The following is a 12,804-nucleotide window of genomic DNA, read 5'->3' as shown; positions in this document are numbered from 1 at the left end:
GGCCTACTCCGCCGGTTCCGGCTGCGCGTCGGCCGACGGCATGCGGCGGGAAAACCCGGCGATCAGCACCGGCAATATCAGCAGGATCAGCACCGGCGCCAGCAGGATGCCGCCGACCACGACCAGTGCCAGCGGCCGTTGCACCTGCGAGCCGATGCCGGTGGACAGCGCCGCCGGCAGCAGCCCGACGGCCGCCACCACGCATGTCATGACGACAGGGCGCATCTGCGTCTCGCAGGTGCGGCGGATGGCGGCGGCGCGATCCAGCCCCGCCTCGATCATCAGGTTGAAATAGGTCAGCACGATGATGCCATCCATGGCCGAGATGCCGAACAGCGCGACGAAGCCGATGGCCGCCGAGACGCTGAACGGCGTGCCGGTGAAATACAGCGCGAAAATCCCGCCGGTCAGCGCCATCGGCATGACGCTTGCCGCCAGCAGCATCTCGGTGACCGAGCCGAAGTTCACGTAGAGCAGCAGGCAGATTAGCACGATGCTGAGCGGCACGACCACGGCCAGCCGGGACAGCGCCTCCTCCAGGTTGCCGAACTCGCCGACCCATTCCAGGTGGTAGCCGCCGGGCAGCATGATCGCCTGCGCGACCTTCTGTTGCGCCTCCAGCACCGCGGTGCCCAGGTCGCGGCCGCGCACGCTGAACTTGATCGGGATGTAGCGTTCCTGCTGCTCGCGATAGATGAACGACGGGCCGGACAGCATCCGGATGGTCGCGACATCCGACAGCGGCACCGGCACCACACCATTGCCGCCCGGCGCCGGCGCGCCGATGACGATGCGCTTGATGGCATCCAGGCTCTGGCGATACTTCGGCGCCAGGCGGACGATGATCGGGAAGTTGCGGTCGCTGCCTTGCTCGTACAGGTTGCCGGCCGCCTGCCCGCCGATGGCGGCCTGCACCGTGGCGTTGATGTCGCCGGGCGAAAGGCCGTAGCGCGCCGCCCTGGCCCGGTCCACGTCGATCTGCACCGTCGGCTGGCCGAGCGAATTCAGCACCGCGAGGTCGGTGATGCCCGGAACCGTCGCCATCACGTCCCTGATCTTCGCGGCGGTCTTTTCCAGCGTGGCAAGGTCGTTGCCGAACAGCTTCACCGAGTTCTCGCCCTTCACGCCGGACGCGGCCTCCTCGACGTTGTCCTCGATGTATTGGGAGAAGTTGAAGTCCACGCCGGGGAATTGCTGTTCCAGGGCGTTGGTCATCTGTTCGGTCAGCTTGTCCTTGTCGATGCCGTCCGGCCATGTGTCGAACGGCTTCAGCGGGACGAAGAACTCGGCGTTGAAGAAGCCGGTGGCGTCGGTGCCGTCATCCGGGCGGCCGTGCTGCGAGACGACCGTCACCACCTCGGGGAAGCGGCGCAGCACGGCGCGCATGCGGTTGACGTAGCCGTTGCCTTCCTCCAGCGAAATCGCCGTCGGCATGGTGGCGCGGATCCACAGATTGCCTTCCTCCAGCTTGGGCAGGAACTCCAGCCCCAGCGTGCGCAGCGCCAGTCCGGCGCAGAGCAGCAGGATGATCAGCAGGCCGACGGTCAGCAGCCGGTTTTCCAGGGTGAAGTACAGGATTGGCCGGTAGGCGCGGTGCAGCAGGCGCACCAGGAGCGTCTCGACCTCCTGCACCTTGTCGTCCAGCAGCAGGGCGCTGAGCGCGGGCGTTATGGTGAACGTCGCCAACAGGCCGCCGGCGATGGCGTAGGCATAGGTCTTCGCCATCGGCCCGAAAATATGGCCCTCGATGCCAGACAGGGTGAACAGCGGCACGAAGCCGGCGATGATGATCGCGGCGGAGAAGAAGATGCTGCGGTTCACCTCGATCGATGCGTTGGCGATCACGGCGAACTTGCCGTGCAGCCCGACGACCGTGCGGACGCGCTGCATCACCGGCGAGCGGATGAATCGTTCTTTCGGCGGCTGCGACAGGCGGCGGTAGATGTTCTCCACCATGATCACCGTCGCGTCGACGATCAGCCCGAAATCGATGGCGCCGACCGACAGCAGGTTGGCCGACTCGCCGAGCGCCACCATCAGCGTGATGGCGAAGGCCAGCGCGAACGGGATGGTCGCCGCGACGATCAGCGCGGTGCGCAGGTTGCCCAGGAACACCCATTGCAGGATGAAGATCAGCGCGATGCCGAACAGCATGTTGTGCAACACGGTGTGCGTGGTTACGCGGATCAGTTCCGAGCGGTCGTAGATCCGCACCAGCCGCACGCCCGGCGGCAGGATGCCGCTGTCGTTGATGCGTTTCATTTCGGCTTCGACCAGGCGGATGGTCGGCATGCTTTCGGCGCCGCGGCGCATCAGCACGATGCCCTGCACGATGTCGTCGTCGCCGTCCTGCCCGGCGATGCCCAGCCGCGGCTGGTGCCCGACCGTCACCGTCGCGACGTCGCTGATCAGCACCGGGGCGCCGTTGTTGGCGCTGATCATGGTGTTGCGGATGTCGTCCATGGAATGGATCAGGCCGACGCCGCGCACCACCGCGGCCTGCGGGCCGAAATTCACCGTCTGGCCGCCGACGTTGATGTTGGCGTTGTTCAGCGCCGACAACACCTGCGGCACCGTCAGGCCGTAGTGCAGCAGCTTGTCCTGGTCGATCGAGACTTCATAGGTCTTGGTCTCGCCGCCCCAGCCGTTGACGTCGATCACGCCTGGCACCGCCTTGAAGCGACGCTCCAGGATCCAGTCCTGGATCGTCTTGAGGTCCATCACCGAGTAGCCGGGCGGCCCGACGACACGGTAGCGCAGGATCTCGCCGATGGGGCTGTCGGGGGAGATCTGCGGCTGCGCCCCGTTGGGCAGTTGCCCAAGCTGCGACAGCCGGTTGATCACCCACTGTTCCGCCTGCTCATAGGTGAAATCGTAGGTGAACTGCACCTTCACGTCGGACAGGCCGAACAGGGAGACGGTGCGCACCGCGGTGACGTGCGGGATGCCCGCCATCTGGATCTCGATCGGGATGGTGATGTAGCGCTCGATCTCCTCGGCCGACTGGCCGGTGCTCTGGGTGACGATATCGACCAGCGGCGGCACCGGATCAGGGTAGGCCTCGATGTTCAGCCGCAGGAACGCGGCGATGCCGGCGGCGAACACGAACAGCATCAGCACGACCATCAGGACGCGCTGACGCAGGGCGAAGGCGACGGCGGCGTTCATGTCCAGGCCGTCCCCTCGTCATGGCCGGAACGCGCCGGATGGGTGTCAGGACAGGGCGGCGGGTGGAGAAGAATTTGGCGCCCGGTCCGTTGCCTCACCGTCATGGCCGGGCGTATCCCGGCCATCCCCTCCCCGCCGTTCGTGCGCAGATGGCCGGGACACGCCCTACGGGATGCACAGATCTTGGAAACGGTCCGCCGCGACTGTTTCCTCCCCGTCATGGCCCGGCTTGTCCGGGCCACCTGTCGCGGCACAAGTGCTTGAATAGGTGGCCCGGACAAGCCGGGCCATGACGATGTGGGAACGCCCTCGGATGTCCAGCAAGCACCTGATTTTGCGCTTGTTTCCGAGATGTGTGCATCCCGTAGGGACACGCCCGGCCATGACGGTGAGGAAGAAGCCCATCCTCCGCCAATCCGCGTATCCTGACACGCATGGGACAAGCCCGGCCGTGACGGAGAAACAACGGCTGCGCTGTGCGACATCGGTGTGGGCCTGGAATCAGTCACCGGTGGTGGCGCGGTCGATGAACAGCGAGCCGCGCGTCACCACCTGCTCGCCGGCGTGCAGGCCGCTGGTGACCTGCACCATCCCGTCGCTGACGCGGCCGGTCCTGATCGGGCGCGAGACAATGGTCCTGTCCTTCGGATGCGCGACCCAGACATGCGCGTCGCTGCCCTCATGGACCACGGCGCCGTCGGGCACCGCCGGGGCGGCGCCGCCCGCGCCGGTGATGATGTCGAAGCTGGCGAACATCTCCGGCTTCAGGGCGCCGTCGGGATTGTCCACCTCGGCCCGCACCGGCAGCCGGTGCGTGGCCGGGTCGATCGAGGGCGCGACATAGGAGATGCGCGCGTTGAACACGCGCCCGGGCCAGGCCAGCACATGCACCTCGACCGGGTCGCCGACATGGACCAGCGGCGCGTCGATCTCCCGCACGTTGGCCAGCAGCCAGACCTTGCTCATGTCGCCGATGGAGAAGACCGGGGTCGAGCCGCCGTTCGACTGGCTGACGATGTTCTGGCCGAGGCCGACCTGCCGTTGCACGACGGTGCCGCTGATCGGGGCGACGACCAGGGCCTCGGGGTTGAACCGCTGGAGATCCGTTGCGGTCTCCATCGCGTCGATCTGCTCGTCGGTCTTGCCCAGGATGCGCAGGCGGTTGCGCACGGCAGCGAGCGCGATCTCGGCGCTGCGCAATCCGCCCTCGGCGGTCGCGAGGTCAACCTGGCTCTGCTGCCAGTCCTTCTGCGCGGCGCCCTGCGCCTGAAACAGGGCGTGCTGCCGCTTCTCGTTGGCCTGCGCCAGGACAAGCTGCGCGCGGGCGGTCTTCAGCGTGGCCGCGGCGCTGACCAGGTCGTTCAGGCCCTGGACGAATTCCGTCGCCTGCACGGCCAGCAGCGGCGCGCCACGCTCGACATGGTCGCCGGCCTTGGCGAACAGCTTCGTCACCCGGCCGGTGAACGGCGAGTACACCGGCGTCGTCAGGTCGTCGTCATTGGCGATCTTGCCGTCGGTCACTTCCGCCGCGCGGAAGGTCATCTGCCGCACCGGCGCGATGGTCAGGGTGGCCCATTGCCGCGGCGTCGGCCGGAAGCTGCCGTCCGGCAGCGTCTGCGCGGCGGGCTCCTCCTTCGGGTCGGTGCGCGTCCGCAGCAGCGACGGGCCGACGACGACCCCGGCGGCCAACAGCGCGGCCACGGCCAGCAGCACGCCGATCTGCGCTTTGCGCGACAGGCGCACGGCTGCCGCGTAAGGCTGTTCAGGCGTGATGTCCCGTGGCACCGCCGCGTGGCCGGCAGGCTCTGGCATGTCCACGCAATGTACTCCTCAAGGGTCATCCGGGCGCATCGCGGCCAGGGCCGGCGGCGCACGATCCGTGCCCGGCGGCAGGCTTGTATCGGCGGTTCCTTACAATTACCTGACGCAGTCGAAAGTGATTGTGTGCACCAGACCGGACACGAGGCGGTACCCGAGGCATGCGGCTCCTGCTCGTCGAGGACAATGAACGGTTGCTGGGCCTGACCCGGGACGCGCTGGCGCGCGCCGGATATGAGGCCGACGGCGTCACCACGGCCGCGGATGCCAGGACGGCGCTTGGCTCGATCGCCTATTCCGTCGTGGTGCTCGACCTGGGGCTGCCGGACCAGGACGGCCTCGCCCTGCTGAAGCAGATCCGGGCGTCCGGCAATACGGTGCCAATCCTGATCCTGACCGCGCGCAGCGGCGTCGAGGAACGCGTGCGCGGACTCGATGCCGGCGCCGACGACTATCTCGTCAAGCCGTTCGCGCAGGAGGAGCTGCAGGCCCGGATCCGGGTGCTGCTGCGCCGTCCCGGCAGCCTGCTGGGACGCGCGCTGGACCTCGGCAACCTGCGTCTCGACAGCCTGTCACGGGAGGTGACGATCAACGGCACGCCGCTGTCCGTGTCCCCGCGTGAGGCGGCGGTGCTGGAGATCCTGCTGCGCCGCGCCGGGCGGGTGGTGCCGAAGAAGGTTGTCGAGGACCATCTGTTCGGACTGGCCGGGGAGTTCAGCTCGAATGCGGTGGAAGTCTACGTCCACAGGCTGCGCAAGCAGTTGACGGAAGCGGGCGCCGATGTCGAGATCCACACGATCCGTGGCATCGGCTATCTGCTGGCGTGCTCCGCCCGATGATCCGGTTCGGGTCGATCCGGCAGCGGCTGATCACGATGCATGTCATCGCGGTCCTCGCCGCCACCGTTGTGCTGCCGCTGGCCTTGTACTGGCGGATCGAGACGACCGCGCGCAATCTGCATGAGCGGGCGTTGCGCGAGCAGGCCGCGCAGATCGCGCAATACCTGCACCGGCAGGCGGACGGACACTGGACGCTCGTTCTGCCGGAGCAACTCCGTCATCTTTACTCCGCAGGCTATGAACGTTACGGGTACGCCATCCTTTCCGCATCGGGCCAGGTGCTGTTCTCCAACAACGGCGTCAACCAGCCGCTGTCGCGCATCAAGTACCTGGACGACCGTCTGGCGTATTTCGAGCGTCAGGTGGAGCAGTCGCACCTGTTTGGCGCCACAGTGCCAATCCGCGTCGACGGCGAAACCGTGTGGGTGCAGGTGTCCGAGGACGAGGCGCACCGGGACGTGCTGATCGACGACGTGGTCGCCACCTTCCTGCCGCACGTCGCCTGGGTCGTCGTGCCGATCCTGCTCGCGTTGCTGGGCGTCGATCTGCTGATTTTCCACAGGGCACTGCATCCGCTGGAAGAGGCATCGTTACTGGCGCAACAGATTGGTCCCGCACGCACGGAGCTGCGTCTGCCCGAAGCCCGCATGCCGCGCGACATAGTGCCGCTGGTGCGGGCCGTGAACGAAGCGCTGGATCGGCTGGAAGCCGGGTTCACGATGCAACGCGACTTCATAGCCGATGCTGCGCACGAATTGCGCACGCCGCTGGCAATCCTGCGCGCTCAGGTCGAAGCCATCGATGATCGTGGCGCAGCCGCGGCATTGCTGAGCGACATCGAGGGCATGGCGCGCATCGTCAACCAGCTTATCGACGTCGCCGAATCCGATACGTTGACGATCACGCCCGATGACGTGGCAGATCTGCATGCGGTGGCCGTGGAGGTTGCCGCATTCATGGCACCGGTTGCGGTTGCGGCAGGAAAGAGCCTCGCGGTCACCGGCGATACGGCGCCGGTCTGGGTCGAAGGCAAGGCCGGGGCCTTGTTCCCGGCGATCCGTAATCTGGTGGAGAACGCGATCATCCATACCGCCGCCGGGACCACCGTGGACATCGCGGTGGCGCCGGATGGCAGGATCAGCGTACACGATGAGGGGCCGGGGATACCGGCCGAATGGCGAGACCTGATCTTCCAGCGGTTCTGGCGAGGGGATCGGAGACGTACCGGCGGGGCTGGCCTGGGCCTCTCGATTGTAGCCCGGGTCGTAAAGGTGCATGGAGGTAGTGTTGAAGTTGCAGACGCGCCGAAGCGGGGTTCGATATTTTCAATCAAGCTGAGATCCGCCGCAGGGGCTGGCAATGTCGCAGTGAGCCCGGACCCATAACGCTGCGCATCGATGTGGCGGTTGTCGTGCTGCCGCAATTGATGAGAAGGGAGGCCGTCGAGAATGTGGGGGTACAAGCCAGGCAGCTGCTGGCCGAGTTGCAGCGCCATCTCGTTCAGACGCAGACGGAGGAGTACTGCCGCAGCCGGCGTCGCTGCCCGCGATGCGGCGCGCAGCGCCCGCCGCTCCGCCCGCGTCAGCAACTCGCTCTCGACCGTCGCCAGCACCGCCGTGAAGCCGCCGTCCTGCTCCAGCCGTTCCAGGTCGGCCAGGCAGTCGCCGCCGGCCAGGTTCACGAAGATCAGCGCCAGCATCATCTGCAGGTCCAGCCAGCCCTGCGGGCCGACCACCGGCACGAACTGGCGGATCGCTGCGACCATCCCGCTGGCACGGATCAGATCGAGATACAGCGGTCGTCCTCTCAGGGAGGTCAGGCCAGCGCTGCCCGGCTCGGCCTCATACTGGAAGTTCAGCACACCTTGCGGCAGCATTCGTCATCCCGTTGGGGATCGTCCATGATCAGCAAATCCAGACGATCTCCCTGATTCTTCACGGCCAACGGGGAACCGGCAGTTTTTTGGTGCGGGATTGCGGCAAACGGCGCTCGTGACCCCCCAGCAATGCAATCACGGGTCTCACGAAAGCCGGTATCGCGTCCGTCGCCGCGGAGATCTGCGCCCGCCACAAACCGGGCACTGCCGATGCCGGGCAGGCGCCGCATCGCCTGCCCGGCGACCATCACCGGGGCGTTGCCGTCTGACGCAGGGCCTGGCTTATCGGGACGTTTCTATCAGATGATGGCAGTACCCTGCCGATTGGCCGGACAGGTGGCTGGGTTCAAACATCCCGACCAAGCCGGGTGCCCCCTTGCCTTCCGCTGCCGAAAGCAACGCTTCTGCCCTGCCGGCAATCCTGGTAGCTTATTAACATAGTCCGATCGATGGAGATTTCGTCATATCGTCGCAGGACGTTGCCACTCTGTCCAGCAAGTTCCAGATCTCGATCCCGAAGGCCGTTCGGTCCGCACGGAACTGGCAGCCGCGTCAGAAGTTCGCGTTCATTCCCAGGGACGGGGGGGTCATGCTCGTGCCGGTACCGCAGTGGAAGGAACTCGCCGGCTCGATGCCCGAGGCGAACACCGAAGACTACAGGGAGCGGAATGAGCGCTTCTGATGCGAGTCGTCGATACGTCCGCACGGCCGACGCCATCGTCTATGCGACCGCCCGGGCATATGAGGCCGACCTGTTGACCTGCGACCGGCATTTCGAAAACCTGCCTGGCGTGTGGTATCGCCCGAAGCCGGCGGGTTGAGCGGTTCCCAACGGCGGTCGTCCGGAGTGCAGAAGCGGTTCCCAGCCGTGGAATTCGTCAACGGTCAGCAGAGGCCGGCGCAGGGCCTGGCTTATGGGGATGGTCTTATGCCAGCGGTCCGGACCAGCATGACCGCTTCTGACGCGCGTCGTCGCTACGTCTGCCCGGGTTGAATGCCTCAAAGGCTCTCAACCTGGCGAACGGAGGCACCAGACAGCCATCATGGCTTGCAACCCATTCAACCGCCCCTCCTGGCCGCTGGCGTTTTCCCTCCAACTCTGGCAGGTGTCCGGCATGATCGAATCATCCGCTGCGGCAGTCCCTCGCCCATGAAAGCCGGCATCGTCATCTTCCCGGGCATCAACCGGGAGCGCGACATGGCGATCGCGCTGGAAGCCTCCTTCGGCACCGCGCCGAGGGTGATCTGGCACAAGGACACCAACGTCGCCGGCCTCGACCTCGTCGTCATCCCCGGCGGCTTCAGCTTCGGCGACTACCTGCGCTGCGGCGCCATGGCGGCGCACTCGCCGATCATGCGGGCGGTGAAGGCGCATGCCGAGCGCGGCGGCTACGTGCTGGGGGTGTGCAACGGGTTCCAGATCCTGACCGAAACCGGCCTGCTGCCCGGCGCGCTGCTGCGCAACGCCTCGCTGCGCTTCCTGTCGATGGACTGCCACCTGCGGGTCGAGCGCGCCGACACGGTCTTCACCAACCAGTACCAGCCCGGCCAGACCTTCCGCGCCGTCATGGCGCACGGCGACGGCAACTATTTCGCCGACAAGGACACGCTCGACCGGCTGGAGGGCGAGCGGCTGATCGCCTTCCGCTATACCACCAAGGCGGGCGAGGTCACGCCGGAGGTCAACCTCAACGGCAGCGCCCGCTCGATCGCCGGCATCTTCAGCCCGAATTTGCGCGTCCTCGGCCTGATGCCGCACCCCGAGGACCTGGTCGATCCGCTGATGGGCGGCACAGATGGAAAGCCGCTGTTCGACGCGCTGGCGGCGGCTTAGTCCTCTCCCCGTCGCGGTCCGCGAAGGCGGACCATCCACGCCTTGCGGTGCCGATTGCGGCAAAGGCATGGATAGCGGCCCGGAGCCTGTGCCCGGGCTTGTCCCCGGGTAGCCGCCGTGACGATCGGTGCAGATCGCTCCACCCGAATTCGTGTCTCAACCGACCTGCGGTCTGCTGTAGGCGTCCCGCCAGCCATGGCCCATCGGGATCGTACTCTGCTATAGGGCGCTCATGTCAGCAGCCTTGCAATTGCCGGATCCGATGACGCTGGAGGCGTTCCTCGTTTGGGACGCCCCCGATGGCGCGCGATGGCAACTGGTCGATGGGGTTCCGGTGGCGATGGCGCCCGCCAGCCCCGTCCATGCCAGCATTCAGACCGAACTCGCCCGGCTCATCGGCAATCACCTGGCGCAGCAGGGCGGCCAATGCCGTGCCTACATCGCGCCGGGAATCCGCCTCGGCCGCAACGCCGATCGCAATTTCCGCATTCCGGACCTCGGCGTCTCGTGCACGCCGCTCGCGCGCGGGGAGATGATGCTGCCCGATCCCGTGCTGCTGGTGGAAATCCTGTCGCCCGGCAACGCGGCGGAAACCTGGACGAACGTTTGGGCCTACACGACGATTTCCAGCGTGCGGGAAATCCTGGTCATCCGCACCGACCTCATCGGCGCGCAATTGCTGCGCCGCGATCCGGACGGTTCCTGGCCGCCCGTGCCATCCGAGGTTGACCCCGGTGCCCTGAGCCTCCAAAGCATCGGCCTCGAAACCACGCTGTCCCCCCTTTACGCCGGAACCTGGCTTCTTGATCATGCGAACCGCAGTAACTGAGGACCTCGCCCGCAGCTTCGGCCTGAGCGGAGAGGAGTACAACCGCGTGCTGGCCATCATGGGCCGCACGCCGACGCTGACCGAGCTCGGCATCTTCAGCGTGATGTGGTCGGAGCATTGCAGCTACAAATCCTCCCGCGTCTGGCTGAAGCAACTGCCGACCAAGGCGCCGTGGGTGATCCACGGGCCGGGGGAGAATGCCGGCGTCGTCGATATCGGCGACGGGCTGGCCGCCATCTTCAAGATGGAGAGCCACAACCACCCCAGCTTCATCGAGCCCTACCAGGGCGCCGCCACCGGCGTCGGCGGCATCCTGCGCGACGTGTTCACCATGGGCGCGCGGCCGATCGCCACCCTGAACGCGCTGCGGTTCGGCCGGCCGGAGAACCCGCGGACGAAGCGGGTCGTCGATGGCGTGGTGCGCGGCATCGGCGGCTACGGCAACTGCGTCGGCGTCCCCACCGTCGGCGGCGAGGTCAACTTCCACGCCTCCTATGACGGCAACCCGCTGGTCAACGCCATGACCGTCGGCATCGCCCGCAAGGACCGCATCTTCCTCTCGGCCGCCGCCGGAATCGGCAACCCGGTGGTCTATGTCGGCTCCAAGACCGGCCGCGACGGCATCCATGGCGCGACCATGGCCTCCACCGAGTTCTCCGCCGACTCGGAAGACAAGCGCCCCACTGTCCAGGTCGGCGATCCGTTCACGGAAAAGCTGCTGATCGAGGCCTGCCTGGAACTAATGGCCACCGACGCCATCGTCGGCATTCAGGACATGGGCGCCGCCGGCCTGACCAGCAGCGCGGTCGAGATGGCCGGCAAGGGCGGCGTCGGCATCGAGCTCGACCTCGACCAGGTCCCGGCCCGCGAGACCGGCATGACGGCATATGAATTCATGCTGTCGGAAAGCCAGGAGCGGATGCTGATGGTGCTCCGCCCCGACCGCGAGCAGATGGCGCGCGACATCTTCCACAAATGGGACCTGGATTTCGCCATCGTCGGCCGCATCACCGACACCGGCCGCATCACCGTGCGGCACCGCGGCACCGTGGAAGCCGACATCCCGCTGGCGCCGCTGAACGACCAGGCGCCGCTCTACACAAGGCCGACCGTCGATACCCCGAAGCAGGAGAAGCTGAACCCGGCGCGGATCGAGGACCGCTACGGCCTCGCCAGGGCGCTGGAGAAGCTCGTCGGCTGCCCCGACCTGTGTTCGCGCGCCTGGGTCTGGGACCAGTACGACAGCACCGTCGGCGGCCAGACCGTGAAGCGGCCGGGCGCAGCGGATGCCGCGGTCGTCAAGCTGGAAGGGCTGACGCGGGCGCTGGCGCTGACCACCGACTGCACGCCGCGCTACTGCATGGCGGACCCCGAAATGGGCGGCGCCCAGGCGGTGGCCGAGGCCTGGCGCAACCTGACCGCCGTCGGCGCCCGTCCGCTTGCCATCACCGACAACATGAACTTCGGCAACCCGGAAAAGCCGGAGATCATGGGCCAGTTCGCCGCCGCCATCCGCGGCATGGTCGCGGCCTGCGAGACGCTGGATTTCCCCGTCGTCTCCGGCAACGTCAGCCTGTACAATGAAACCGAGGGCCGCGGCATCCTGCCGACTCCGGCCATCGGCGGCCTTGGCGTGCTGGATGACGTCGCACTTGCGGTCGGCCTCGCCCTGCCGCCGTGGCTCGACATCATGCTCATCGGCAACACCGTCGGCTGGCTCGGCCAGTCGCTGTGGCTGCGGGAGATCGGCGGGCGCGAGGACGGGGCGCCGCCGCCGGTCGATCTGGCGGTGGAGCGCGCCAACGGCGACTTCGTCCGCACCCACATCCTGAACAGGACGATCCGCGCCTGCCATGACGTTTCGGACGGCGGCATCCTGGTCGCCCTGGCGGAAATGGCGATGGCCAGCGGCGTCGGCGCCCGGCTGATGACCCACCCGCCGGGCATCCCAGGCCATGCGTTCTGGTTCGGCGAGGACCAGGGCCGCTACCTCGTCGCCGTGGCCGACTACGCCACCTTCGCCCGCGCCGCCGAATCCGCCGGCGTGCCGGCGATGCGGCTGGGCACCTCCGGCGGCCAGAATTTGACTCTTCCCGATGGTGGCTCGATATCCATTGCCGCATTGCGTAACGCGCACGGACGGTTCTTTCCGTCCTGGATGGACAACAGCACACAGAAGGAAACGCCCTGATGGCGATGGTGGCGAGCGAGATCGAGTCTCTGATCAAGGCGGCGCTGCCGGACGCGCAGGTGACGGTGGAAGACCTTGCCGGCGACGGCGACCATTACGCCGCCACCGTTGTCAGCGAGGCGTTCCGCGGCCTGTCCCGGGTACGGCAGCACCAAATCGTCTATGCAGCCCTGAGCGGTCGCATGGGCGGCGAGCTTCATGCCCTTGCATTACAGACCTCGGCACCCGAATAATGGTACCAGAAGGAGA

At 66.9% G+C, this 12,804-nt stretch carries 11 protein-coding genes; 9 read left to right on the top strand and 2 right to left on the bottom strand.

The features are described from left to right. Positions 1 to 3: 3 nt before the first annotated feature. Positions 4 to 3,168, bottom strand: a complete 3,165-nt coding sequence (locus CCS01_RS30645; protein ID WP_104522782.1) for an efflux RND transporter permease subunit — start codon at positions 3,166 to 3,168, stop codon at positions 4 to 6. 501 nt (positions 3,169 to 3,669) lie between these two features. After that, positions 3,670 to 4,980, bottom strand: coding sequence for an efflux RND transporter periplasmic adaptor subunit (locus tag CCS01_RS30640; RefSeq protein WP_104522780.1), 1,311 nt, complete (start codon positions 4,978 to 4,980; stop codon positions 3,670 to 3,672). 167 nt (positions 4,981 to 5,147) lie between these two features. Between CCS01_RS30640 and CCS01_RS30635 the strand changes: the two genes are divergently transcribed. From CCS01_RS30635 to CCS01_RS30595, 9 genes are all read left to right on the top strand, one after another. After that, positions 5,148 to 5,825, top strand: coding sequence for a response regulator (locus tag CCS01_RS30635; protein WP_104522778.1), 678 nt, complete (start codon positions 5,148 to 5,150; stop codon positions 5,823 to 5,825). Further along, positions 5,822 to 7,210 (top strand): sensor histidine kinase, encoded by a 1,389-nt coding sequence (locus CCS01_RS30630; protein ID WP_104522776.1) that lies wholly within the window; start codon positions 5,822 to 5,824, stop codon positions 7,208 to 7,210. The genes CCS01_RS30635 and CCS01_RS30630 overlap by 4 nt, the downstream gene beginning before the upstream one ends. 26 nt (positions 7,211 to 7,236) lie before the next feature. Next, positions 7,237 to 7,755 carry a hypothetical protein gene (locus tag CCS01_RS30625; RefSeq protein ID WP_146102044.1) on the top strand — a complete coding sequence of 173 codons (519 nt, stop codon included), beginning with the start codon at positions 7,237 to 7,239 and terminating at the stop codon, positions 7,753 to 7,755. Positions 7,756 to 8,146: 391 nt separating this feature from the next. Further along, positions 8,147 to 8,383 (top strand): AbrB/MazE/SpoVT family DNA-binding domain-containing protein, encoded by a 237-nt coding sequence (locus tag CCS01_RS35835; protein ID WP_204848479.1) that lies wholly within the window; start codon positions 8,147 to 8,149, stop codon positions 8,381 to 8,383. After that, a complete protein-coding gene (locus tag CCS01_RS36280; RefSeq protein ID WP_104522770.1) occupies positions 8,370 to 8,522 on the top strand; it encodes a PIN domain-containing protein in 153 nt (50 codons plus the stop codon). Before CCS01_RS35835 ends, CCS01_RS36280 begins: the two co-directional genes overlap by 14 nt. Before the next feature lie 329 nt (positions 8,523 to 8,851). Beyond that, positions 8,852 to 9,535 (top strand): phosphoribosylformylglycinamidine synthase subunit PurQ, encoded by a 684-nt coding sequence (gene purQ / locus CCS01_RS30610; protein WP_104522768.1) that lies wholly within the window; start codon positions 8,852 to 8,854, stop codon positions 9,533 to 9,535. Between the two features lie 262 nt (positions 9,536 to 9,797). Then, positions 9,798 to 10,364 (top strand): Uma2 family endonuclease, encoded by a 567-nt coding sequence (locus CCS01_RS30605; protein ID WP_239992461.1) that lies wholly within the window; start codon positions 9,798 to 9,800, stop codon positions 10,362 to 10,364. Next, entirely contained in the window at positions 10,345 to 12,555 is a 2,211-nt protein-coding gene (purL, locus tag CCS01_RS30600; protein WP_104522764.1) for a phosphoribosylformylglycinamidine synthase subunit PurL, read from the top strand. The genes CCS01_RS30605 and purL overlap by 20 nt, the downstream gene beginning before the upstream one ends. After that, positions 12,555 to 12,788: a BolA family protein gene (locus CCS01_RS30595; RefSeq protein ID WP_104522762.1), complete on the top strand. Its 234-nt coding sequence runs from the start codon at positions 12,555 to 12,557 to the stop codon at positions 12,786 to 12,788. Before purL ends, CCS01_RS30595 begins: the two co-directional genes overlap by 1 nt. The last annotated feature ends 16 nt before the right edge of the window (positions 12,789 to 12,804 follow it).

The sequence above is a fragment of the Rhodopila globiformis genome (assembly GCF_002937115.1).
Classification (GTDB): domain Bacteria; phylum Pseudomonadota; class Alphaproteobacteria; order Acetobacterales; family Acetobacteraceae; genus Rhodopila; species Rhodopila globiformis.
The sequence above is the reverse complement of the archived record's forward strand: the minus strand, read 5'-3'. Positions and strand labels throughout refer to the sequence as shown.

Bases quoted from the DNA above. Each gene is read 5' to 3' on its own strand.
- CCS01_RS30595 (WP_104522762.1), top strand. From the start codon at position 12,555: ATGGCGATGGTGGCGAGCGAGATCGAGTCTCTGATCAAGGCGGCGCTG.
- purQ (WP_104522768.1), top strand. From the start codon at position 8,852: ATGAAAGCCGGCATCGTCATCTTCCCGGGCATCAACCGGGAGCGCGAC.
- CCS01_RS30645 (WP_104522782.1), bottom strand. From the start codon at position 3,168: ATGAACGCCGCCGTCGCCTTCGCCCTGCGTCAGCGCGTCCTGATGGTC.
- CCS01_RS30630 (WP_104522776.1), top strand. From the start codon at position 5,822: ATGATCCGGTTCGGGTCGATCCGGCAGCGGCTGATCACGATGCATGTC.
- purL (WP_104522764.1), top strand. From the start codon at position 10,345: ATGCGAACCGCAGTAACTGAGGACCTCGCCCGCAGCTTCGGCCTGAGC.
- CCS01_RS30640 (WP_104522780.1), bottom strand. From the start codon at position 4,980: ATGCCAGAGCCTGCCGGCCACGCGGCGGTGCCACGGGACATCACGCCT.
- CCS01_RS30605 (WP_239992461.1), top strand. From the start codon at position 9,798: ATGACGCTGGAGGCGTTCCTCGTTTGGGACGCCCCCGATGGCGCGCGA.
- CCS01_RS30635 (WP_104522778.1), top strand. From the start codon at position 5,148: ATGCGGCTCCTGCTCGTCGAGGACAATGAACGGTTGCTGGGCCTGACC.
- CCS01_RS36280 (WP_104522770.1), top strand. From the start codon at position 8,370: ATGAGCGCTTCTGATGCGAGTCGTCGATACGTCCGCACGGCCGACGCC.